The organism is Veillonella sp. S13054-11 (assembly GCF_002959795.1).
GTDB lineage: Bacteria > Bacillota > Negativicutes > Veillonellales > Veillonellaceae > Veillonella > Veillonella parvula_E.
Map to the genome: position 1 here is coordinate 135,487 of NZ_PPCY01000004.1, position 24,564 is coordinate 160,050.

Consider the following 24,564-nt stretch of genomic DNA (forward strand, 5'->3'; position numbering starts at 1 on the left):
CTCGTCCTTGACGTTATATTGTCATGGGCGAGTTTTTTTATTGGCAAATGCCAGATGGAGGTTCTCATGATTTTTCCTGGTTTTGACCGTGTGAAAGCTATCGCACCGGGCTACGATATCGTGCCTGTATATATGGAAATTTTATCCGACGTACGAACACCGATTAGTGTGTTGAAAGCGTTAAAACAAGTGAGCAGTCATACGTATTTGCTTGAAAGTGCGGATAATAGTAATCATTGGGGCCGGTATTCCTTCTTGGGCTACGATCCTAAGATTGAGCTATTCTGCAAAAACCATACAATGACCATCAAAGAAGGTACAACATGTACCTTTGAGTGCTCTGATCCAGCTGCAGAGATTCGCAATATTTTGAGCCAATATAAAAGTCCTCGTTTAGAAGAATTACCAACTTTTACAGGTGGCTTTGTAGGCTACTTTGCTTGTGAATACATTCGCTATATCGAGCCAACATTGGACTTCCCAACGCCGGATGATGACTCTGCGATGGTAAATGATGTAGACCTTATGCTCTTTGATAAGGTTATCGCTTTTGATCACTATAAAAATAAAATCTACTTAATCGCTAACATCAGCACAAATGATTTAGAACGTAATTACAACAAGGCTGAGCTTGAGTTGAAAGTATTAGCTGATCTTGTAGTGAACGGCAAAGAGGCAGATGTTCCAAAAGGCGTTCTTAAAACAGAGTTTACCTCTGAGTTCACAAAGGATGAGTTTGAAGCCGTTGTTAAAAAGACACAGCACTACATCAAAGAAGGGGATATCTTCCAATGTGTTGTATCTAACCGCCGCGAAGCCGAGTTTGAAGGGAGCTTGTTAAACGCATACCGCGTATTGCGTACTTTGAATCCATCTCCGTACATGTTCTACCTATCCGGTGGTGATGTAGAGCTCACAGGGGCATCTCCAGAAACCTTGGTGAAACTGACAGACGGTAAAATGTACACATTCCCAATTGCAGGTACGATGCGCCGTGGCAAAAATGAAGCAGAGGACCTTGCTATTGAAGAAAAACTTATCAATGATGAAAAAGAATTGGCTGAACATAATATGCTTGTTGACCTTGGCCGTAACGATTTAGGTAAAATCTCTAAATTTGGTACTGTGAAAGTAGAGGCGTTACATATGTTGCAACGTTTCTCCCATGTCATCCATATTACATCTACTGTAAGTGGTGACATACAAGACGGCAAAGATGCACTCGATGCAATCGGTGCTACACTGCCAGCAGGCACGTTGTCTGGGGCGCCTAAGATTCGTGCTATAGAAATTTTACACGAACTTGAAAAAAGCCCGCGTGGTGTATACGGAGGCGCCGTAGGTTACATAGATTTCTCCGGTAACATGGATGTATGTATCGGTATTCGCATGGCTATGAATAAAGGCGGTAAGGTCTATGTTCGCGCTGGTGCAGGTATCGTTCGAGATAGCGTTCCTGAAAGCGAGTTTAATGAAACCTTGATCAAAGGCCAATCCATGATTTCCGCAATTACAGATGCACAGGAGGTAGAATAATGGTACTCCTTATAGATAATTACGATAGCTTTTCCTTTAATTTATATCAATTAGTAGGCTCTATCGATCCAGATATTAAAGTCATCCGCAGCGATGAATTAACAGTTGAAGAAATCCGTGCGTTGAAACCAGACTATGTAATACTTTCACCAGGTCCTGGTAGACCAGCTGATGCGGGCGTATACGAAGACCTATTGCGCGAATGCAAAGGGGAATTTCCAATCCTCGGCGTATGCCTGGGACACCAAGCCATCGGCGAAGTATTTGGCGGCACCGTATCCTATGCAAAACAAGTTATGCACGGCAAACAAAGCGTAGCGAAACAAGTACACACATCCAAAATCCTTAAGGGATTGCCTGAACAATTCGAAGTCGCTAGATACCACTCCTTGGCGATTATCGACGAAACCATGCCAAGCGAACTCATCGTTACATCCATTACAGACGACGGCGAAGTAATGAGCGTAGAACACAAAGACTACCCGATTTATGGAGTCCAATTCCATCCGGAATCCATCATGACACCAAACGGGGAACAAATGATTCGCAATTTCTTAGAAAAATAACCACTGTTTAATTTAGGTATCGAGGGGCCATTCTTAGGATCTAGAACGATTGGGCAGAAATAAGGTCTCTCGGAACTCCAAGTGGCCACCGCCCCACTACGTGGGGCCGCCAAGTCGTTCCTTAAGACCTTATTTCCTGCCAACTCAACCTTGGCATTACCTACTTAATAGCCCCTCTACAATATATATATCGAACAGTAACTATATTTTCTAAAGAAATATGCGAATCAGAACCCCTAATATAAGAGAAAGTGGTGCGTAGCACCACCATTCCCACTCTCCCTATAAAGGGATGACCTGTGCGTTACTCCATATAATGCGCAGGATCATTTAAGAGATATTGAATTGTTGTTCATTTTATTGTGTGTGTGACAGTGAGTAGGGCATAAAAAAGATTAAGTGTCCTAGTGTTTATGTGAGTTCACGGGGTTCTAGGCCCGACTTTGGCCCTGCGAAGGCCGCAGGCCGTAGTCAGACCCGGCCAGTGGAGGGCATAGGTCCACGTGAATCACATGTAGCATTAAAGTAGGTATATGCCCTATTAACGTTGAACCAAAGAAAATGAACAACAAGTAAGGAGCTATAAAATGATTAAAGACGCATTATATGCAGTAACGCACGGTCAGAATTTATCCTACGACCTTGCTAAAGATACAATGAACAAGATTATGAGCGGCGATGTACCCGAGGTTCCTATGGCTGGTTTCTTGTGTGCTCTTGCAGCAAAAGGTCCTACTGTAGATGAGGTTACGGCTTTTGCAGAGGTTATGCGCGAGAAGGCTGGTTCTGTTCCTCACGAAGGCACTGTTGTAGAGATCGTAGGTACTGGCGGTGATGAGGCTAATACATTCAACATTTCTACTACATCTGGCTTTATCATTTCCGCCGCAGGTATTCCTGTAGCAAAACATGGTAACCGTAGTGTATCTAGTAAATGTGGTGCTGCTGACTTAATTGAAGCGTTGGGCGCTAAATTAGAGCTTAACGGTGAACAAAACGAGGCGGTGTTGAACAAAGCGAATATGTGCTTCATGTTTGCGCCTGTATATCACCAAGCCATGAAATATGCGGGCCCTGTACGTAAGGCGTTGGGCGTTCGTACTGTGTTTAACATCCTTGGCCCTTTGGCAAATCCAGCCGGTGCTACTGTGGAGTTGATGGGCGTGTATGATAAATCCTTAGTAGAACCATTGGCTCGTGTATTGGCTAATCTTGGCGTTAAACGCGGTGCTGTGGTACACGGCTTTGACGGCCTTGATGAGATTACGGCTACTAATAAAACGTACGTATGCGAAATTAATAATGGTACTTTCACAAGCTACGAATTCGATCCTAAGGAATATGGTTTCGAATATGCTGATAAAACCGAGCTTGAAGGTGGTGATGCTACGGTGAATGCTGAGATTACACGTTGCGTTCTCGGTGGTGAACAAGGTGGTAAACGCACTGCGGTTGTTCTTAACGCGGGCATGGCGATTTACCTTGCGAAAGACGGCATTACATTGGCAGAGGGCATCGAAGAGGCGAAACACATGATCGATTCTGGCAAGGCACTTGCTACACTAGAACAGTTTGTGAAAGCAACCCAAGAGGTGTAACCATTGATTTTAGATAAGATTGTAGAGGCTACTAAAGTTCGAGTAGCCCAAGAAAAAGAGGTGGAAACGCCTGAAGCTGTGAAAACAGCGGCTTTGGCATTACCTGCTGATACAGGATTTCCTTTTGAAGCGGCCCTCCGTCAGCAAGATTTCAATTTCATTTGTGAAGTGAAAAAGGCATCTCCATCTAAGGGGATCATTGCTGAGCACTTCCCATATTTAGACATCGCTAAAGAATATGAGGTTGCTGGTGCAGCGGCTATCTCTGTATTGACGGAGCCAGACTTCTTTAAAGGCGATAAAAAATATTTGCAAAAGATTGCAAGCACCGTAAAAATTCCCGTGCTTCGCAAGGACTTTATCATCGATGAATACCAAATCTACCAAGCAAAGGTATGGGGCGCTAGTGCAATCCTCTTGATTTGTGCATGCCTTGATGTGCCGATGCTGACAAAGTTCCGTGAACTAGCAGATTCTCTTGGCTTATCCTCCTTAGTAGAGGCTCATGATGAGCATGAGGTACAAATGGCCATCGATTGCGGTGCCCGCATTATCGGCGTTAACAACCGCAATTTGAAAGACTTTACTGTAGATGTACAAAACAGTGTACGCTTGCGTAATCTCGTGCAAGATGATGTGATTTTCGTATCTGAAAGCGGCTTAGAAACGCCAGAGGATATACAAGTATTGCGCGATAACAATATCGGCGTAGCTTTAATGGGTGAAACTTTTATGCGTTCTCCAAACAAGGTGGAGAAACTAGCATATCTCTATGGTCCAACCTACTACACACCAAAGGTTAAGATGTGTGGTATTTCAAAGGTAGAAACAATCCCTGCCGTAGTAGAAGCAAAACCAGACTATATGGGCCTTGTATTTGCACCAAGTAAACGACAAGTCACTGTAGACCAAGCTAAAACATTAGTTGAAGAACTACATAAGCAATATACTAAAAGATATAACAATGGTGCTGAACAGTCTAATAATGATGAGATTAAAACGGTAGGCGTTTTCGTCAATGAAACGCTAGATAATCTCGTTAGCATTGCTACAGAAGCCAATCTTGATGTGGTGCAATTGCACGGTGATGAAGATGAAGCTTTCATCCAATCCATAAAAGAACGTAGTAATGTAGAGGTTTGGAAGGCTGTTCAAATCCGCAATGCTGCAGATGCAGAGGCGTGGATCGATAGCAGTGCGGATATGCTATTGTTTGATGCGTATCACAAAGACGAGCGCGGCGGTACGGGGGAAGTATTCGACTGGTCTTGCTTAGATGAGTTTGAACGTCCATTTATGCTCGCTGGTGGTATCGATAGCACCAATGTGGCACGTGCCATTCGCACGGTTCGCCCTTATGGTATCGATATTAGCAGTGGCATTGAAACAAAGGGTGTGAAGGATGATGAGAAGATAAAAGCTTTCACTAACATTGTGAGAACAATAGCAATGCCATAATATGGTGTGCTAGCAGGAATGGTATATAGAAAGGTAAGTTATATGAGTGAACAAAGACATGGCTATTTTGGCTCCTTTGGTGGCCAATTTATGCCAGAAACATTGATGAATGCAGTCATCGAATTAGAAGAGGCGTACAACAAGTACAAAGATGATCCTGATTTCGTACATGAACTTGAGGATTTACATAAAAAATATACAGGTCGTCCATCCCTTTTATACTATGCAGATCGCATGACAAAGGACCTTGGGGGTGCCAAAATCTATTTAAAACGTGAGGATTTAAACCATACTGGCTCTCACAAGTTGAATAATGTAATCGGTCAAATGTTATTGGCAAAACGAATGGGTAAAACTCGCGTTATTGCTGAAACCGGCGCAGGTCAACATGGCGTGGCAACGGCTACTATCGCTGCGTTGATGGGTATGGAATGCGAAGTATACATGGGTGCAGAGGACTGTGAACGTCAAGCACTTAACGTTTACCGTATGGAATTGCTAGGTGCTAAGGTGCATCCTGTAACAACGGGGACTAGTACATTGAAAGATGCGGTTTCCGAAGCATTGCGCGAATGGACAAACCGCATGTCCGATACGCACTATGTATTGGGATCCGTCATGGGTGCACATCCATTTCCTATGATCGTACGCGATTTCCAATCCATTATCAGCCGTGAAGCGCGTGAGCAAATCCTCGAAGCAGAAGGAAAATTACCAACAGCTGTTATGGCTTGTGTAGGTGGCGGCTCTAATGCGATGGGCATGTTCTATCACTTCATTTCAGATGAAAGTGTTCGTCTCATCGGTTGTGAAGCAGCAGGTCGTGGCATCGATACAGAAGAACATGCGGCGACAATCGCGAAGGGCTCTGTTGGTATCTTCCACGGCATGAAATCGTACTTCTGCCAAGACGAAGACGGCCAAATTGCTCCAGTATATTCTATCTCTGCAGGTCTTGATTATCCTGGCATCGGTCCTGAACATGCGTACTTGCACGATAGTGGTCGTGCTGAGTACGTGCCGGTTACAGATGACGAAGCAGTCGATGCCTTTGAATACTTATCTCGCTTGGAAGGTATTATTCCAGCCATTGAAAGTGCTCATGCGGTGGCACATGCACGTAAAATTGCTCCTACTATGAGCAAGGACGACATCATTATTATTTGTTTATCCGGTCGTGGCGACAAAGACGTGGCGGCTATGGCGAAATACAGAGGGGTGGATCTTCATGAGTAAAATTAAAGACGCTTTCACAAAGGGCAAGGCATTCATCCCGTTCATTAGCGCTGGTGACCACGGTATTGAGAATACAGAACGTTATATTCGTATTATGGTGAAAGCCGGTGCGGACATGGTAGAGATTGGTATTCCCTTCTCTGACCCAACCGCGGAAGGCCCAGTTATTCAAGAGGCGAGCACGCGTGCTCTCTCCACAGGCGTAAAAATCAATGACATCTTCGATATGGTACGTCGTTTACGTACTGGTGATGATGCGGTGACTATACCGCTCGTATTCATGACCTATTTGAATCCTATTTACGTATTCGGTCGTGAAAAATTCTTTACCCTCTGCGAAGAGGTTGGCATTTCTGGTGTTATCGTGCCAGATATGCCGTTTGAAGAAAAAGGCGAGCTCGCTAGTGTGGCTCACAAACATGGCGTTGAAGTGGTATCCTTAATTGCGCCAACATCTGAAAACCGTATCGAAATGATTGCCAAAGACGCAGAAGGCTTTGTATACTGTGTATCTTCCCTTGGCGTTACAGGCATGCGCAGTGAAATTAAGACGGATATTAAGTCCATCGTTGAAACGATTCGCAAATATACAGATATCCCTGTAGCTGTTGGTTTCGGTATTTCCAAGCCAGAACAAGCGGAAGCTATGGCGCGCGTATCCGACGGTGCTATCGTAGGCTCTGCTATCGTTAAAATCGTGGCAGAACACGGTGAACATGCGGATCTAGCGTTGTTTGATTACGTACAATCCATGAAACAAGCTGTTCTAAAGGCTGGCGCATAACATAATAACTCATATAGCCTTGGGAAAAATTATATAGGGGATAACACAAAAGGACGTTATACAATGTATAACGTCCTTTTCATTGGTTGGTTAATTTAGTTTTGTATTTTTAGGGCTAGTAATATGTATTATGCGCAAGGCTTAGTCATTAGAGGATTCAGAACGTTGATGTTGTTCACTGCGTTTTGCTGTTGCATTTTTATCATGCTTTTCACGTTCAGATATTCTATGCTTTCTGTGCTTTTTCTTTTTATCATTTACTTTGTACCATGGATGATCGCTACTATCTACTGTGCCATCATCATTTTTTATCATGCGATGATTTTCACCGATTTTGAAGTGGTAATCTTTGGCTTGGACTACATTAGTACCAATACCAACTGTTAAGAAGGCACCTAAGCTGGCCAAGGCTACTGCTTTCATTAATTTAGCTTTCATAATTATCTCCTGTATAATTGATTGTACAAATTTTAGTTGTAAGAAATATATCTGTAGTATAGGCATATTTCATGAACAAAAAATGAATCAACTAAGTTGATAAATCATAGTATAATAGGAATATCTATATATGTTTATTATTTAATATTATCTAAGATTATAGTAGGAGCTTTATGAAACAGAGAGTATACGAAATCCTCTATCGTGAGCTAGTGGAAAACTATGCGAACAGTAAGGGACGTACCAATACAGCCGATTTTTGGCTCACCATAAGTGCTATATCCTTTGTATATGGCTTAATTATATGTATTACAGGTCTTGCAACCTACATACCGTATGGATTTCTTTATGCTGTCTCTATCGGTGGCGGCGTATTATTTGTATTGTCCATCCTGTTATGCTTGCCGAAGATTATGTTAATGGCAAGACGGTTACGAGATTCTAATAATGATCCAACGTTGATGATTTTACTATTGGTTCCTATTTTAGGCTGGCTTGCATTATTGTATCTATTCTGTAAGCGCACATCGCCTGTATCTAATGAATTAGAGGAAAAACGTTCCGTTTCGGGCCTCTTTATTGTGTCCATATTAGTATTAGGATGCCTAGCCACTAGTGCAGGTAGTACAATGATTAATCATAATTTTATGGTAGAAGAGACTGCTTATGGCAATTTGGAACCTAGTTCGTTAACGAAACAAGCAAATCGTCTTTTACAAAGTGAAACGGCTACAACAGAGGGGCGTACTGTGGTAAGTAATTATTATGAAGCCCTCAACAAAAAGGATTATCATGGTGCATATCGTTATTTGAGTGCTCGTGCTATGGAGCGATATGGTACCTTTGAACTATGGGAACAAGCCATGACTAAGGAAGAGGTTCCTAAGGTGAAAGCGATACAGCTTGACTATGTTTCCCAAGACCAAGATGATGATATTGTTGTAAACTATATGGGCTTTACCATTACCTTTGAAGATAATCTAGAGCCCGTATTAGTTCGTTTGCATAATGAAGGCAAAGGCTGGGGCATTGTTGCTATTGAAGCCGCGGAGGAGGATTAGGTTATGTCAACCATAAATATATATGATTTGAATTATACCGATGCCTTCAAATTAGGCATTAGAAACTATGCTAATTTTAATGGTCGTGCTAGTCGTAGTGAATATTGGCGATTCGTGGCAGGCGTTACGTTGATACAAGGATTACTTGGGATTTTGGCTTTACTATGTAGTAACTTGGGCTTTCCTAATTATGAAGCGCTTATCGATAATGTTACTGTAGGGGTATCCCTTTTCTTTATAGTTCCCAATATAGCTATCACAACACGGCGTATGCATGATATTGGCCGGAGTGGTTGGACGCAGTTAATCTCATTTATTCCTGTTATAGGCTTCTTTATATTCCTCGTTTACGAATTGCGTCGTGGCGATGAAAGAGAGAATTCATATGGTGAAAGAACCGGCTATACACCTATCACTCCTGAGATTAGCAAGGCTACAGGACTAGAAGAAACTCCATCCCGTCGTCAAGATTGGGCGATGGGGATTGCCATCTTTATTATCCAATCTATTATTATTGCCGATATCATTAGAGAGATATTATGGTATGGTATTAATGGGAATGGATACATGTAATAGATACCTATATTTATTAACAATCTCATTATTTTATTTTATAAAAGTTTAACATCTCCTTTATAGACAATATAACACTTTATAGTAAAATGAATTTCAGATGAATTTAAAAACTTAGATATTAATAAATAAAGAATATCTTAGTTGTTATATGTGTTAAGTACAGCAGGACATCGTAATCTTTGCTGATTTCTGTTTGTAGCTAGAAGGAGTTTATTATGAAATCTTGTCCCTATTGTGGACATGCAGTGTTGAAAACAGATTGTTACTGCCCAGAATGTGGGCATGTTAGTAGACCACAAATCTCGTTAGATAAATACAATCTAGGCTTGATTGAAAACTTTAAACAATGTTTGGTTTATAAATATGCTGATTTTGATGGTCGTGCAAGTCGTAGTGAATATTGGCATTTCTTGTTAGTCTATCAATTGTTGTTTGTGGCCATTCTATTTACTTGTGCTTTTTTGAGCTATATTAGCCCACTATCTAGCGTAGTAGGCGTAGGTTTTGGTTTGGTCATCCTTGTCCTCTTGTCCGTGATTATGGTTATCCCTGGCGTGGCCGTTTCAGTACGACGTCTACACGATCAAGGCCGCTCAGGGGGCCTTGTATTTATTGGATTCATCCCTGTAATAGGGACTATTATCCTGTTGATCCTTATGGCTCTGCCTGGTGAAAGCCAACCAAATCGCTTTGGTCCCCCTACAGGTCAAGTGGTTGTAACAAAACAAATGGCCCGTGAATTAGGTCTTATTGATACTACGCCATCTATGGGACTAACTGCAGGACTATTCTGCGCTATCTTTGTGCTCTGGTTCTTGGTGGATAAACTACTTATGACTAGTGCGATGTAAAAAAATACTATATAAAAAATAATCTTATTATAAAATGCACCCCAAAATTGGATACAATTTTGGGGTGCATTTTATAATAGTAGGATTTATTTATTATTAGTTAACAAACTATCATCAAATGTGATTTTATCAATAATGACAAGATTGTGGTTAGAACCGATAGCACGATTACCATATTTATGGAATTTTGTTTCTAATTCAATCCGTCTAGCATTTTGCATTTGCTTTAAAATATCATTAGTTACATCTGGAGATGTTTCTTTTTTATATCGAATACCATTAATTAATAAAGTATTGTCTTTTTCGATATATCTAATGATTGTACGACCTTCATCGTAGCTGAGTTGATTTTTATACTTATTTTTTTCTTTATCATCTTTTTCATTTTTGGGTGTAATCTCTTTAGCTGTTGTTGTTCGAGAGTCTTTTTGAAGAATAAAGTTGATGTTATACGTATTATTGGCTTGCTTTACACTATCATCAAATGATGGGAAAAGGCTTCCATGGGGTTTAGGATAGTTCTTCTCTGATTTATAAGCTAGTTTATCTTCTGTTACCATATATTCTTTGCCATTTTCTTGGAATGTTATACGGTACATAACATTGTTGCCATCATAGCCAACCCAAGTTCCTAAATACTTGTTTTCGTTTTCACTTTTGCCGCAGCCTACAATAATAATAGTAGATAACAGCATAACCATAATTAAGCCGAGTTTAAGAATGTATTTCATATGCTATATCTCCTTATTTGGCGGTATCTAAAATAGAATCATTAAAGGAAAAATCAAATTGAATTGTTGGCTTTGGTTTGAAACTACCAAATGTATCTTTTTTACGTTCTTCCACAACAAGTTTTTTCATATCTTCTTTTAAGTCTGGTAAATATGCTTTAACAGAATTATCATCAGATTGTTTTTTGAAGATTACTTTGTCGAAAACTAAGGTACCATCTTTTTCATTATAAATAATAGGTTTCGGACCTACGTCTAATTTATTTTCATTGGCAGAAATAAGCATGTTGTGTAAAGAATCATTAGATTTTGTTAAGATGTAATCTGCATTAGCTGGAGCTGTATCCCCACCGCCTTTAGTGCTGTCGGCTTCATCGAGTCCACTAGAAAAGTAATCCATTAAAGGATAATAGGAGTAATCATATAAAGATACCAATAGTTGTCCATCGATATTTTCAATGATTAATTCTTGAATATCATCTTTATCATCAGTTTTATTATAAGCAATCCAAGTACCTTCAAATTTGCTGTTAGCATTATTGTTTTTGTCATTATTATCACTACCACATGCAGTTACGAAGAGCATTGTAAAAGTGAGTAATAGTGTAATTATAAAGTTACGTTTCATATAGTCTCCTTATGCTGCATCGCCATAATATTTACGACGTAAGTAGAAGATGTATCCACCACCAATGACAGCAATGATAGCTACGCCGATGCCAATATAGAATAACCAACTGTGGCTTGGTTTAAAGATAAAACGAATATGACTATTTTGAGTGAAGGTAACAGTGTTTTTATCTGTTAATGTTCCAGTTTGAACACTTACTGGATCAATTACACCAGATACGGTAACTGTCGTTTTGCCTTGAGAAGTTCCTAAATCTACAATATAACTACCAGAAGTTGTTTTTTCTAAGGCGAGTAAAGGCCCTTGATCTTTATTTCTCAATGTCATGGCATCTCTAACTTTATTGAGTTCTTCTACGTTGTTGAACTTTGATTTAACGGTCCAAACATTATAAGGTGTTTTGTCACCATCATCTACAGTAATCTCTTTTCCTTGATCGTCAAGAGCCTTGATTGTATAGTCTTGAATATTGTATTCGTTTATAATCTCCGTAATAGAGTCTTTCGGCAACGGGCCAGCTTGTGATTTTACTTGAGCGTTCCAAGTACCGCTACCATCACTGTCAATTTTTACATCTGAATCTATTGTGGCACATCCAGATAGTAGTAACATACATAAACTTAGAATCATAAGTGATAATTGTCTCATAGTATTCCTCTCTTTCACACTACAAATTTTAACTATCTATAAAATGCTAGTCGTGATATATTGTACATTAATTATATAATTATAGGCAATATATAGTGCGGAAAGGGTTAATGAAATGTTAATGAAGTTTAAACAACTTGGGATTGCAAAAAGTATACTAAGTATTATGGTGGTAATTGGCGTACTTGTGAGTGCTGGATATGGATTGTACTATCAATTTGTGTATAAGCAATCTCCAGAATATTCGCTTCAAGTACTTTATAAAGCAATTCAAGATGGGGATACGGATACATTTTTTATGATGGTTGATGGTGAAGGAATTTTGCATAAGGTATATGATCCGTATATTGAAAAATTGTTAAAAGAATCTGATGGACGGAATATATCTCAAACTAATTCAAAAGGAGAAACTAAGATTTTAAATCTTGGAGAAGCGTTGTTGTTTACAGCAATAGATAGTTATTATTTAGATGTAAAAGAGGTATTACTTAACCAAGATTTAAGAACACATATACCTCATAGAGCTGACCCCAAAGATCCATTTAAAGATAATTTACAGACGTTAAAAGAGATAGGGCGATATGAATTAATTTCTATAGAAGAAAAAAATAAGAATGATGGAGTTGTTAATATAGAAATTCGTGCATTGGATACTAAGACTAATGAAACTAAAGTATTTCCGATAGAAATGACTCAAATGGATAATAAGATGTGGCGGATTACTGGATATGATTATAAGACGTATAGTTTACCATATGATGGATTTGATAGAATTTAATTAGATGACGTATTCTGTTTTGAGATGTTTGATTGCTATCGATAAAATTTAATTGTTATCTTCTTGATGAGTCATGGTTTCCTAGTTGACAATTTCCCCGTTTGAGTCCTATAATTATCTATTATATGAATATTGCGTTGAAAAAGACGGCATGTCTCAGACGGATTTAGTAGAGACCAAACTCATGGGCTGAAAGGTTTGGAAATCTAGAGATTTGCGGATCACTTTGGAGCAAGCGGCAATGCCGCCGGTGAACACCGTTATATGTTTAAGTGGCTTTCACAATATGAGAGATGAGTTGCGTCTTATGTGTTACAATCATGTGCTAGCATGGTGTGACAATCGCAGAAATGCGGTGGCGCTAGCTTTCACAAGTAACGAGAGTCAGTAGGGTGGTACCACGGATATGACGTCCGTCCCTTCGGGGACGGGCGATTTTTTTATGTAAAAGGAGCACAGCATGGATTACGGTAAGACGTTACATTTGCCTGAAACAGAATTCCCTATGCGCGGCAATTTGCCTAAGCGCGAACCAGAAATCTTAAAGTTCTGGGAAGACAACAAAATTTATCAAAAACGTTTGGAATTGCGTAAAGACGCAAAACCTTTCATTTTGCATGATGGCCCTCCATATGCAAACGGTAAATTGCACATCGGTCATGCCCTCAACAAAACGTTAAAGGACATCATCATGAAATACAAAACAATGACTGGTCACTATACTCGCTACATTCCTGGTTGGGATACGCATGGTTTGCCAATTGAACATGCGGTTATTAAAAACACTGGTCTTAACCGTCATGAAATGGCTCCATTGGACTTGCGCAATAAATGTAAGGAATATGCATTGGAGTGCGTAGAAACACAAAAACAAGACTTCATTCGTTTTGGTGTATTAGGCGAATGGGACCGTCCGTATTTGACATTGCGTCCTGAGTTCGAAGTTAAACAACTTGGCATCTTCGGCGAAATGGCAAAACGCGGTCACATCTATAAAGGTCTTAAAACTGTATACTGGTGTACGCACTGCGAAACTGCATTGGCAGAAGCAGAAATCGAATATGCTGAGAAAAAATCCTTCTCCATTTACGTAAAATTCCCTTATGTATCCGAGAAAAAAGTTACATTGCCAGCTGGCGTAGATCCAAAACAAGCATACTCTGTTATTTGGACAACTACTCCTTGGACAATGCCTGCCAACGTAGCTATTTCCGTTAACCCTGAGCTTGAATATGGCTGGGTAAAAGTAGGCGACGAATACTACTTGATGGCTACTGAACTTGTTGACGCAGCTATGAAAGATATCGGAATCGAAGACTATGAAATCGTAAACCGCTTCTCCGGCGCAGATTTGGAATTGGCTGAATTCAAACATCCATTCGTAGAACGCACTTCCACTGTATTATGCGGTGACCATGTAACACTTGAAGCCGGTACTGGTTGCGTACATACAGCTCCTGCACATGGTGAAGACGACTTTAACATCGTTATGCGTTATAACAAGGAAGGTAAAACTGAACTTCCTATCGTATCCCTTGTAAATGAAACTGGTAACTACACTAAACAAGTAGACGACAACCGTTATGGCGATACTGAATTCCCATTAGCTGGCGTAGAAATTCACGATGCAGAAGTGCCTGTAATCAAAATCTTAGCACATAACAATGCATTACTTCACAAATCTAGCTTGCGTCACCAATACGCTCACTGCTGGCGTTGTAAAAATCCTGTCATCTACCGCGCTACAGAACAATGGTTCTCCTCTGTAGATGGTTACCGTCAACAAGCGCTTGATGCGATCGACAATCAAGTGCAATGGATTCCTAAATGGGGCCATGACCGTATCTTCAACATGGTGCGCGATCGCGGTGACTGGGTAATTTCCCGTCAACGTATTTGGGGCGTGCCAATTCCTATTTACTATTGTGAAAGCTGTGGCGAGCACATCATCAACGATGATACTATCAAAGCATTACAAGAAAAAGTAGCCGTAGAAGGCTCCGATGCTTGGTGGGCTCACAGCGCTAAGGAATTATTACCAGAAGGTTTCAAATGTCCTCATTGCGGTCATGATGAGTTCAAAAAAGAAACAGACATCATGGACGTATGGTTCGACTCTGGTTCCTCTTGGGCTGGGGTGCTCGAAGTAAATGATCTTGATGTACCATGTGCTATGTACCTTGAAGGTTCTGACCAACATCGCGGTTGGTTTAACTCTTCCTTGTTGACTGCAGTAGCCACAACAGGTAAAGCACCGTACAACTCCGTATTGACTCATGGCTTCGTAGTGGACGGCGAAGGTCGCAAAATGTCTAAATCTGTAGGTAATACAGTAGCTCCTAGCGACATTATCGACGTATACGGCGCTGACGTTATGCGTTTGTGGGTATCTTCCGCAGATTACCAAGCAGACGTACGTTTGTCCAAAGACATCGTAAAACAATTATCCGAAGTATACCGTAAGATCCGTAATACATTCCGCTTCTTGCTTGGCAATTTGGATGACTTCAATCCAAACACCGATAAAGTGGCTTACGCAGATATGTCCGAATTCGATAAATGGGCATTGTTGCGCTTAGAAGAAGTACGTCAAAAAGTTACTGATGCGTACGAAAACTATGAATTCCACATGTTGTACCATGCAATTCATAACTTCTGTACAGTAGACTTGAGTTCCATCTACCTTGATGTAATGAAAGATACTATGTATGCTGAAAGCAAAGATAATGTAGCTCGTCGTTCTGCTCAAACAGCGATGTACGAAATCTTGAAAACATTGGTAGCCATGGTATCTCCAGTACTTTCTTTCACAGCGGAAGAAGTTTGGAAATACATGCCTAAAGAAGAGGGCATGCGCGAATCCGTTATGCTTCAAGATTGGCCACAAGGTCATCCAGAACACTTCAACCAAGAATTGGCTGACAAATGGAACCAATTGTTAGACTTGCGTACATCTGTACAAAAAGCATTGGAACTTGCTCGTCAAGACAAAACAATCGGTCATCCATTAGATGCATCCGTTACAGTATACGCTAAAGGTGCTGCATTTGATGCATTGAACGCCCTTGGTGAAGAAGGCTTGGCTAAACTCGTTATTGTATCCGAAGCTCACATTGTGAACGGCGCTGCACCGGCAGAGGCTGTCAAAGACGAAGAAACTGGCGTTGCCACAGTTGTTGTTGCCTCTGGTCTCGAAAAATGTGAACGCTGCTGGATCCACCGCGATACAGTAGGTCAAGATAGCGCACATCCTACACTTTGTGCACGCTGTGCCGATGTTGTAAAAACACTATAATAAAAAAAGACCATCCTCTGAACTTTGCTTCCAAAATTTATGTCCAATTTTTGGAGTATAGTTCACTGGGGATGGTCTTTTTTATGTTTGTAAATCCTTTGGCACTGTTAATTGTTTCCAATTATCTAGTTCAGGGATTTCCAAGGTATTTATCGTTTTTTGAATCCAATAGTTTAAGGAAACTTCGTTTCCCACATATTGTTCAAATAAGTAGGTCTTACCAGGCGTGTCTTGTTGGTTTCCATCGTCATCAATGGTATGACGGGCCGACTCTTTCAGATAGAGCTGCACCCTAAATGGGGCCGACTGATTACCTTTAAAAATGAAATAGGATGGGCCCACAAAGTCATGAGTACGAATATTAATTTGTTCGTACTTTTTCTCTTTTAATCCTTGCAAGGCAGCCTGAATCATAGCGTTTGCATCATCGTATTCCTCTAGCAAGAACGGCTGTTGATCCACATCGAGCACGTAATGCCAGGTTGGTTTTTCTTCGTTTTTTTCGATAGTCCAATTATCCTCGAGGCTAGGCAATTGATGATTATCGTAAAGCTCTTTCAATAGGCTTAAGGTATCTTCTTTGTTGTATACGGCCTTATAGACGATTTCCTGTCCTTCTGTTGGATCATAGCCGTGCAGCCTTACTTGATAATGATTTCGTAGCATCCGCGTTACATCGAGCTTGAAGATATTGCGCAATGCATCTGGAATGGATAGGAAATGATTGTAAAAGCTGAGCTTCATTTCTTCCTGTGACTCTATGGCGGTTTCAATGGTTTGCCAGTCGTACAAGGTCGTATCCCATAGGAAGTCGTCCATAGTTACAGATAAGCGGGCCGCATTTTGAGGCCAGGTGGTAGGCGCAGGACGTACCGTAGTAGTGGATTCGGCAACGCCTTCTTTGTATTGCCAATGACCATCGACCTCCTCGAAGGCTGCTAAGCGTTCTTCTGCTTCGTCGTCGATAGGAATATCTTTTAGCTCCGGATCCAAATTGGCTTTGTGAGACAAGATATATTGATGGGATTGCTCGTAATAGGATACGGCTTGATCTAAATCTGGCTTGCCAGTTACATAGCCTTTTTCGTAGGCATAACCTAAGGCAACACGTGTTAAAGCGCGCGTAATGTCGTAGAAAAGAACGCGATTCTCCTCTTCAAAGGCTCGTTGTTCTTCGTCTAAGACACGCAGTAATGATTGCACACCAAAGCGTATATTTTTCGTTACCCCTAAACCGTGGATTCGCATGTATCCGATATAGGGCAAGGCGAATATGAAACGATCTTTTGTGGCCGCCATATGTGTTAAATCTGCAATGAGTCCCCAGTCGAGAGGCAGGTGGCCTATGTGAAAGATATACCCAAAGGCTGCCTGTAAGGCGGTATATCCTGCATCACTAAACTCTTTTGTTGCCGCACGGCGATAGAGACCGATAGCTTTTACCGGATCGTAGGGAATCGTAGAACGTAACGCTTTAGCATCATAGAAATGATAGTAATAATCCGCTAATTCTGCGATACTTTCAGATTGACCTAAGGCGGCACCTTTAGTGAACCACGTGAAAGCATCCTCAAATTTACCATTTTCATGGCAGTCGAGGCCTGTATATAGCATCATGGCGGGGTTACCAAGTTCGGCCGCAGTCCTAGCAACACGGCGCGCATTGGTAAAGTCGGCTTCGTCGATATAGATATTGCGCAAGTTCCCTTGGAACATAGCAAGACCGTTGTCGAGGGCCTTGTTAAACCACTCTTTCGCAAGGTTAGATGCATTTTCTTGCAATGTTTCATCTGGCACAGTGCCTTGCAAAGCGGCAATGCGATCCTGCACAGAGTTTGCTGTGAGGCTTCTTTGAATGCGTTTAGTCCAACTCATAGGCGGAGGTGTTAGCATAGTTTCAGCGGAGCTGATGCGATTGTCATCACGCCAGAAAAAGACATTGCCTATAACATATTGGCAATATGCATCGCCTTGGTTTGCGTAATCATAGACAATGCGAAATGCTTCGTCGAAGGAAATTTGCATATCCTTCTCCACGGTAGGGGTGATGGAGCCTTTGATGCGCAAAGCTTGTAATGTGCCGATAGGGCTACAGCGGCGAATGCTATCATGCAAGCATTGATAGGTGCGCATATTATCCTCTGGGAAGTTAGATTCTTCCCAGGTAAAGCGAGGCCCTGCATAGACGCGCGCCAAGAGGGCATACGCATCACCTAGCTCTCGAGCCTCTGGATCATTGGCTATCTTCAGAGCGTCCTCTTTATTGTCTATATCACTTTCAAGACGGCTTGTCTTGTCGTTTCGTAAGGCTCTATCTTTTAGTTGACTGGGATTTTGCTGATTATTGATGATGAGCTCCAATTGACGTAAGCCTTTTTGAGCCATGTTTTGATTATAGGATGTAAAAATCATGTGGAAGACCTTTTGCAGGCGTTCCGTAAAGTACTGTGCCATTAGGCCTCCTTTTATACATGTATACAGTAAATACATATTTATTATATAACGAACGCGAGGTACCGTAAAAGAGAAAATACTAGTATATCTGTATGTTCTCTATTGATATCATACTGCTATCGGTTACCTGTTCTCACAATATACTAAGCTATTTCTAATTTATATCTATGCATAATACAGAGCCTTCAGCATGTATTGGATTCAAATGATAAAAAAATCCCCTCTGAAGAAAATCTGCTGTCACAAATTTTATGTGATGTCTGCAATCTTTCAGAGGGGTTATTATGTATCCTAGTTCTTAGGAATACATATTATTTTTTGTTGTAATCGCCGAACCATTTGTCGTAGATTTTTTGGTAAGTGCCGTCTTCTTTAAGTTCTTTAAGAGCTTTGTTAACAGCTTCTTGTAAAGCTTTGTTGCCTTTTTTCACGCCAAGAACTGTACCTTCAGCTTTAGTAGGTTCGCCTACAAGTTTAAGGTCTTGATCAGCACCTTGTTTGAGGTAGTACATAGCTACAGCGTTATCGATGATAGCACCGTCGATTGTACCAGCTTTCAATTCCATGAAGATATTAGCATTAGAATCGATTTGTTTTACTGTTGTACCAGGAATTTTTTGAGCCATTTCAACCGGGATTGTACCGATTTGAGCGCCTACAGTTTTACCTGCTAATTCATCCATGTTGTGGATTGTTGTGTTGTCTTTACGAACAACTGTGATGAAACCGCCTTGATCAAAGTACACATCGGAGAAGTCCAATGCTTTTTCACGTTCAGGTGTAGCATTGATGCCTGCTGCGATCATGTCGATATCGCCAGATTGAACTGCTGGAATCAAAGCATCGAAGCCCATGGATTTGAATTCCATTTTTAAACCGAGTTTTTTAGCAATTGCTTCGGACAAATCAACGTCGAAACCAACGTATTTGTCGCCTTCAGTGAATTCGAATGGTGGGAATGTAGTTTCAGAACCTACACGCAATACACCTTCTTGTTGTGTCATTTTAGGTTTGTCGTTGCCACAACCAGCCAATAAACCCATTGCTGCTACCGCTACGAGGGCGATGGCTGTCAATTTTTTGAACTTAAACATAGTATCCTCCTCAAACATCCATATACATGGTTTATACATTTCTGTTTATATTGTACGGAATTTTACACCAATAGGCAATAACATTGTATAATTAAGAGTAAACGAGTTTTTTATTCTTTATTGTAGAGTATCATAATCCTTTACAATAATGTGGTTATATACATGGAGGCAATATGTCCCTTACAACTACTTTTGCTGATCTTTGTAAAAGCTTCGCACCTGATGCGTTTGCCATTAATTACACATTAGCCAAGAATCCTGAGATTTCCAGTCAGGAGTTTGAGTCCGTTAAAACCATAGGCGCTGTTCTTGAGAAATATGGCATGGATGTAACCTATGAATTCTGTAATTTGCCAACAGCCTTCAAGGCGTCTGCCGTGAAAGTAGACAATCCAAAAGGTCGTTTGGCGATCCTCTGTGAATATGATGCATTACCAGAGGTGGGCCATGCGTGCGGTCACTCCGCTAGCGGCTCTATGAGTGTGTTAGCTGCACTAACACTACGTAAAATGCAACAAGAGGGCGTAGCTTTCAACATGGACATCGATATTATCGGTACACCAGACGAAGAAGCGATGGGGTGCAAGGTGGATATGTGCAATGCAGGGGTGTTCAAAGAATACGATTTTGCCATCATGGTCCACCTTGACGGCGAGGAAACGCGTCCTAACTCACAATTCTTGGCACTCGACTGCTTCCGTGCTAAGTACCATGGTAAGCCAGCTCATGCAGCTGGCGAGCCTTGGAATGGCATCAATGCGGTGAATGGTGTGCAACTCGCTATCCATGCTATGGATATGATGCGCCAACAAGTGCGCCCTGAAACGCGTATTGGCACATGGATCATTGCGGGAGGTACTGCATCCAATGTGATACCTGCCTTCGGTGAATTAGAGGTCACCGTGCGTCACACAGAACGGGAGTACTTGAATGGTTTATCCGAGCAAATCAAAAAAATCTTTGAAGGGGCGGCCCTTTGTACAGGTACAACTGTGGATGTTGAGTTTTATGGAAATCCCTATGATGATATGAACCAAAACAATCGTGGCACAGCGCTTATCGAAGAGGTAATGACCGACATGGGCCTTGATTTTGAGCCCGGCCCAGCAGCCCTTGGAGGTAGTTCAGATATTGGCAATGTAAGCTATCAATGTGCAGCATTCCACCCTAAGTTACGTTTGGTCGGCGAGCCAAAGGTGTGCCATTCTAAAGAATTTGCTGCTGCCATGTTAGAGCCTACCATTGAACAGACCATCATCGACGGTGCAAACATCATTGGTGGCACAGTATTGCGATTGGTAGAAAAACCAAAAATCTTAGAAGAGATTGTAGCCGAATTTAATAATACTAAATAAAAGTAATAGAAGGAATAGAAGGAGGATGTATGGCCACGACTGAAACATTAGAAATAAAAAATTATATAGGCCTCACTGGGGAGAAGCCCATTCGATTCATCGCATCAGATGTAGATGGTACCTTGGTAAATGATGCAAAGGCGATTCCTGAGGATGCCATTGATGCGATTCGTGCCGCTCGTGAAAGTGGCATTCTCGTAGCCATTGCTTCTGGCCGCGCTTGGAATGAGATGAATGATGTCATTGAAAAACTGCCGTGCTTGCGCTATTTCATGTGCACCAATGGCGCTTACGTGATGGATAAGGATGAAAACCGCAGTCTATTCCACGTAAGTTTTGATAAAGAACAAGCATTACATTTATTGCGCAAACTATTAACCTATGGTGTCTATGTAGAGGCCTATGTGAAAGACCAAATCTTTGGCATGTATCCTCCATCTAGATGTATTACACCTGAACGCTTAGGAGTATGCGCTAGCGAGCGCTTAGGTGTATGTGCTAGCGAACGCAATGAGGAAGATAAAAAGACTGTATATGGCATACTAGATAATCATCTGCCTAATACTAAAAATCAGATTTCTGGTATAGGGGACACTCGTCTGCCTGGAGCAACGTACGATCACTATGCATTGGCAGAAGGTAATGAAGCCGCAAAGGTAAAGATGTCTGAATGTGAAATAGAGCAATCTAATTTCTTCTTTAGACCTAATATTCGCCCATTTATCTTGGCTACGCGGACAATGGTATGTGATCTACTAGCCCATATGGAATCCTTAGACGAAGGGCCTGAGAAAATTCAAATCTTCTACGGTGATGAACCGATGCGTCAACGTATCTTGCAAGACTTACGCGATGAATACCAAGGGCTATCTCACGACGGTACAGGTCGAGAACGCTTTTATGATGTGCTGCTCTCTAGTGAAGGTAATTTAGAATTTGTCTTGCCCCACACTACAAAGGGTACAGCCGTAGAAGCCTTGGCAAAACATTGGGGCTTAAGCCCTGACGAGGTAATGACACTAGGGGATAGCGAAAATGACCTATCTATGTTACGCTTTGCGGGCGCTGGCGTGGCCATGGGCAATAGCAAGCCGAACATTAAAGAAGTGGCACGATACGAAACGACAGACAATAACCACCAAGGCGTGGCAAAGGCAATCTATTCTGCTATTGCGTATAATGGTGAATTAAATAAGAAAAAACAATTATAATAGCTGTTCTTGTATTGAAATATTTTGAATATATTCTTGAGCTAGCGTGATGTTTGTGATCTTATATATTTAAAATATGAATTCTACTATTTAAAAGTAGATAATATTAAGCTTGGCACAGATAAAGAATGCATAGGAGGTGATGTATAATGGGAAATCTAAAGTTTAATATTGACGATACTTGCGTTAAATGCGGTGCTTGCGCTGAGGATTGTCCTGTTCAATGCATCACCGAAGGTAAGACTCGATTTATCATTGGGAAAGGTTGTATCAGTTGTGGTGACTGCTATTCCATCTGTCCTGTGGGGGCTGTAAAAATGTATAAGCGAGAGACCCCTAAAAAGTGATAGCTATATATTTTAGCATGGTTAGCAAATTGACTTACATAGGGAAGGTTCCTAAAGAGTGATAGTTAGAAATCCGAACATTAAAGATTTATTTATAATCTAAATACGGAATATATGGAGTCGTTATACTTCCTATGGTATAATAAAATGTAATGAAAATTAGCGTTTGGCTTGGAAAAACGCGCCCCAGTACAGAAACGTATGGGCAAAAAATAGTGAATATACTTTCACAAATAGATGCATATGGAGGAAGGCATGGAAAACAAGGAATTTGTAATTGTTGTTGACTTTGGTGGTCAATATAACCAATTGATCGCGCGCCGTGTTCGTGAAAATCACGTATACTGCGAAGTATATCCATACAACAAAGCGCTGGATAAAATTAAGGAATTAAAACCGCAAGGTATCATCTTCACAGGCGGTCCTAACAGCGTGTATGAAGAAAACTCTCCAAAAATTGACAAAGAGATTTTTGAACTTGGTATTCCTATTCTTGGCATGTGCTATGGTATGCAATTTATGGCGCATACATTGGGTGGCGAAGTTAAATCAGCGGATAACCGTGAATTTGGTAAAACACCTACTAAAGTGGACACTACATCTCCATTGTTCAAAGGCTTGGAAGAAGACCAAGTTGTTTGGATGTCCCATGTTGACTATGTAGCAAAAGTTCCTGAAGGCTTTGAAATCGTAGCACATACTAAGGATTGCCCTGTTGCATCCATGCAAAATAAAGAACGTAAACTATATGCTATGCAATACCATGCAGAAGTATTGCACACTGAACATGGTAAAGAAATGCTTCACAACTTCTTGTACGAAGTATGTGGCTTCACAGGCACATGGACAATGGCAAACTATGCAAAAACTGCGATTGAAGACATCCGTAACACTGTAGGCGACGGTAAAGTATTGTTGGCATTGTCCGGCGGTGTAGATAGCTCTGTTGCAGCAGCTCTTATTTCTAAAGCTGTAGGTGATCAATTGACTTGTATCTTCGTTGACCATGGTTTAATGCGTAAAAACGAAGGTGACGAAGTTGAAGCAGCTTTCAAAGATTCCGGGATGCATTTCATCCGTGTCGATGCTGAAAAACGTTTCTTAGATAAATTGGCTGGCCTTGAAGATCCAGAAGCTAAACGCAAAGCTATCGGTGAAGAATTCATCCGCGTATTCGAAGACGAAGGCCGTAAAATCGGCTCCGTTGATTTCTTAGCGCAAGGTACAATCTACCCTGACGTTATCGAGTCCGGTACTGGCGAAGCGGAAGTTATTAAATCTCACCACAACGTAGGCGGCTTGCCTGCAGTTGTAGACTTCAAAGGCCTTATCGAACCATTGCGCAACCTTTTTAAGGATGAAGTGCGTGAACTTGGTTCTGAATTAGGTTTGGCTGATTACCTCGTATGGCGTCAACCATTCCCAGGCCCTGGTCTTGCTATTCGCGTAATGGGTGAAATCACTAAAGATAAACTCGACATCTTGCGTGATGCGGACTATATCTTCCGTGATGAAATTGCAAAAGCTGGCCTTGATCGCAGCATCAATCAATACTTTGCAGTATTAACATCTACACGTACCGTAGGCGTTATGGGTGACTTCCGTACATACGACTACACATTGGCATTGCGTGGCGTAACAACAACAGACTTCATGACTGCTGACTGGGCGCGCATCCCTTACGACGTATTGGACACAATCTCCCGTCGCATCGTAAACGAAGTACAACACATTAACCGTATCGTGTATGATATTACATCTAAACCACCTGCTACAATTGAGTGGGAATAATAAGTATTTTTAACAGGTATTTTATTTGCAAGACGTAGCTTATAAGGCTGTGTGGTTAAGTAAGTTCTGTTGAACTGTTAAAAAAAATCTAATAATAGCTCAAATAGCGTTATTGATGAATATAA

Annotated in this window: 21 protein-coding genes; 15 read left to right on the forward strand and 6 right to left on the reverse strand. The window is 41.1% G+C overall.

The window, feature by feature from the left end; all coding sequences use genetic code 11:
- The first annotated feature begins 66 nt into the window (after positions 1 to 66).
- The 6 genes from VPHSUH08_RS04515 to trpA all read left to right on the forward strand — a co-directional run bounded on the left by VPHSUH08_RS04515 (position 67) and on the right by trpA (position 7,178).
- Positions 67 to 1,536, forward strand: a complete 1,470-nt coding sequence (locus tag VPHSUH08_RS04515; RefSeq protein WP_105086859.1) for an anthranilate synthase component I family protein — start codon at positions 67 to 69, stop codon at positions 1,534 to 1,536.
- Positions 1,536 to 2,102 (forward strand): aminodeoxychorismate/anthranilate synthase component II, encoded by a 567-nt coding sequence (locus tag VPHSUH08_RS04520; RefSeq protein ID WP_105086860.1) that lies wholly within the window; start codon positions 1,536 to 1,538, stop codon positions 2,100 to 2,102. Before VPHSUH08_RS04515 ends, VPHSUH08_RS04520 begins: the two co-directional genes overlap by 1 nt.
- A 587-nt stretch (positions 2,103 to 2,689) precedes the next feature.
- Positions 2,690 to 3,700, forward strand: coding sequence for an anthranilate phosphoribosyltransferase (trpD, locus tag VPHSUH08_RS04525; protein ID WP_105086861.1), 1,011 nt, complete (start codon positions 2,690 to 2,692; stop codon positions 3,698 to 3,700).
- 3 nt (positions 3,701 to 3,703) lie between these two features.
- A complete protein-coding gene (gene trpCF / locus VPHSUH08_RS04530) occupies positions 3,704 to 5,158 on the forward strand; it encodes a bifunctional indole-3-glycerol-phosphate synthase TrpC/phosphoribosylanthranilate isomerase TrpF (protein ID WP_105086862.1) in 1,455 nt (484 codons plus the stop codon).
- 42 nt (positions 5,159 to 5,200) lie between these two features.
- A complete protein-coding gene (trpB, locus tag VPHSUH08_RS04535; RefSeq protein WP_105086863.1) occupies positions 5,201 to 6,394 on the forward strand; it encodes a tryptophan synthase subunit beta in 1,194 nt (397 codons plus the stop codon).
- Entirely contained in the window at positions 6,387 to 7,178 is a 792-nt protein-coding gene (gene trpA / locus VPHSUH08_RS04540) for a tryptophan synthase subunit alpha (RefSeq protein WP_105086864.1), read from the forward strand. Before trpB ends, trpA begins: the two co-directional genes overlap by 8 nt.
- Before the next feature lie 141 nt (positions 7,179 to 7,319).
- On the opposite strand, the gene VPHSUH08_RS04545 is transcribed toward trpA, so the two are convergent.
- A complete protein-coding gene (locus VPHSUH08_RS04545; RefSeq protein ID WP_105086865.1) occupies positions 7,320 to 7,616 on the reverse strand; it encodes a hypothetical protein in 297 nt (98 codons plus the stop codon).
- 173 nt (positions 7,617 to 7,789) lie between these two features.
- Between VPHSUH08_RS04545 and VPHSUH08_RS04550 the strand changes: the two genes are divergently transcribed.
- The 3 genes from VPHSUH08_RS04550 (at position 7,790) to VPHSUH08_RS04560 (ending at position 10,104) form a co-directional block, all read left to right on the forward strand.
- Positions 7,790 to 8,677 carry a DUF805 domain-containing protein gene (locus tag VPHSUH08_RS04550; protein ID WP_008715195.1) on the forward strand — a complete coding sequence of 296 codons (888 nt, stop codon included), beginning with the start codon at positions 7,790 to 7,792 and terminating at the stop codon, positions 8,675 to 8,677.
- A gap of 3 nt (positions 8,678 to 8,680) precedes the next feature.
- A complete protein-coding gene (locus VPHSUH08_RS04555; protein WP_105086866.1) occupies positions 8,681 to 9,250 on the forward strand; it encodes a DUF805 domain-containing protein in 570 nt (189 codons plus the stop codon).
- Between the two features lie 218 nt (positions 9,251 to 9,468).
- Complete coding sequence (locus VPHSUH08_RS04560; RefSeq protein ID WP_077707982.1) at positions 9,469 to 10,104, forward strand: DUF805 domain-containing protein; 636 nt, start codon at positions 9,469 to 9,471, stop codon at positions 10,102 to 10,104.
- Positions 10,105 to 10,190: 86 nt separating this feature from the next.
- On the opposite strand, the gene VPHSUH08_RS04565 is transcribed toward VPHSUH08_RS04560, so the two are convergent.
- The 3 genes from VPHSUH08_RS04565 to VPHSUH08_RS04575 are packed head-to-tail and all read right to left on the reverse strand — an operon-like array spanning position 10,191 to position 12,114.
- A complete protein-coding gene (locus VPHSUH08_RS04565) occupies positions 10,191 to 10,835 on the reverse strand; it encodes a hypothetical protein (RefSeq protein WP_024062209.1) in 645 nt (214 codons plus the stop codon).
- Positions 10,836 to 10,848: 13 nt separating this feature from the next.
- Positions 10,849 to 11,463, reverse strand: a complete 615-nt coding sequence (locus VPHSUH08_RS04570) for a hypothetical protein (protein WP_024062208.1) — start codon at positions 11,461 to 11,463, stop codon at positions 10,849 to 10,851.
- A 9-nt stretch (positions 11,464 to 11,472) separates the two neighbouring features.
- Complete coding sequence (locus VPHSUH08_RS04575; protein ID WP_024062207.1) at positions 11,473 to 12,114, reverse strand: hypothetical protein; 642 nt, start codon at positions 12,112 to 12,114, stop codon at positions 11,473 to 11,475.
- Between the two features lie 121 nt (positions 12,115 to 12,235).
- Between VPHSUH08_RS04575 and VPHSUH08_RS04580 the strand changes: the two genes are divergently transcribed.
- Together VPHSUH08_RS04580 and ileS are read left to right on the forward strand one after the other, a co-directional pair.
- Positions 12,236 to 12,892, forward strand: a complete 657-nt coding sequence (locus VPHSUH08_RS04580) for a hypothetical protein (RefSeq protein ID WP_146104593.1) — start codon at positions 12,236 to 12,238, stop codon at positions 12,890 to 12,892.
- A gap of 460 nt (positions 12,893 to 13,352) precedes the next feature.
- Positions 13,353 to 16,187, forward strand: coding sequence for an isoleucine--tRNA ligase (gene ileS, locus VPHSUH08_RS04585; protein ID WP_105086867.1), 2,835 nt, complete (start codon positions 13,353 to 13,355; stop codon positions 16,185 to 16,187).
- A gap of 81 nt (positions 16,188 to 16,268) precedes the next feature.
- Here ileS and VPHSUH08_RS04590 read toward each other — a convergent pair whose 3' ends face one another.
- Both VPHSUH08_RS04590 and VPHSUH08_RS04595 read right to left on the reverse strand, forming a co-directional pair.
- A complete protein-coding gene (locus VPHSUH08_RS04590; RefSeq protein WP_105086868.1) occupies positions 16,269 to 18,641 on the reverse strand; it encodes a tetratricopeptide repeat protein in 2,373 nt (790 codons plus the stop codon).
- 311 nt (positions 18,642 to 18,952) lie between these two features.
- Positions 18,953 to 19,735, reverse strand: coding sequence for a basic amino acid ABC transporter substrate-binding protein (locus tag VPHSUH08_RS04595; protein WP_101928688.1), 783 nt, complete (start codon positions 19,733 to 19,735; stop codon positions 18,953 to 18,955).
- Between the two features lie 173 nt (positions 19,736 to 19,908).
- On the opposite strand from VPHSUH08_RS04595, the gene VPHSUH08_RS04600 reads away from it, so the two are divergent.
- The 4 genes from VPHSUH08_RS04600 to guaA all read left to right on the forward strand — a co-directional run bounded on the left by VPHSUH08_RS04600 (position 19,909) and on the right by guaA (position 24,439).
- A complete protein-coding gene (locus tag VPHSUH08_RS04600) occupies positions 19,909 to 21,090 on the forward strand; it encodes an amidohydrolase (protein ID WP_105086869.1) in 1,182 nt (393 codons plus the stop codon).
- Positions 21,091 to 21,119: 29 nt separating this feature from the next.
- Positions 21,120 to 22,301, forward strand: coding sequence for an HAD hydrolase family protein (locus tag VPHSUH08_RS04605; RefSeq protein WP_105086870.1), 1,182 nt, complete (start codon positions 21,120 to 21,122; stop codon positions 22,299 to 22,301).
- A 149-nt stretch (positions 22,302 to 22,450) separates the two neighbouring features.
- Entirely contained in the window at positions 22,451 to 22,648 is a 198-nt protein-coding gene (locus VPHSUH08_RS04610) for a 4Fe-4S binding protein (RefSeq protein WP_105086871.1), read from the forward strand.
- Between the two features lie 255 nt (positions 22,649 to 22,903).
- Positions 22,904 to 24,439, forward strand: coding sequence for a glutamine-hydrolyzing GMP synthase (gene guaA, locus VPHSUH08_RS04615; protein WP_105086872.1), 1,536 nt, complete (start codon positions 22,904 to 22,906; stop codon positions 24,437 to 24,439).
- Positions 24,440 to 24,564 lie beyond the last annotated feature (125 nt).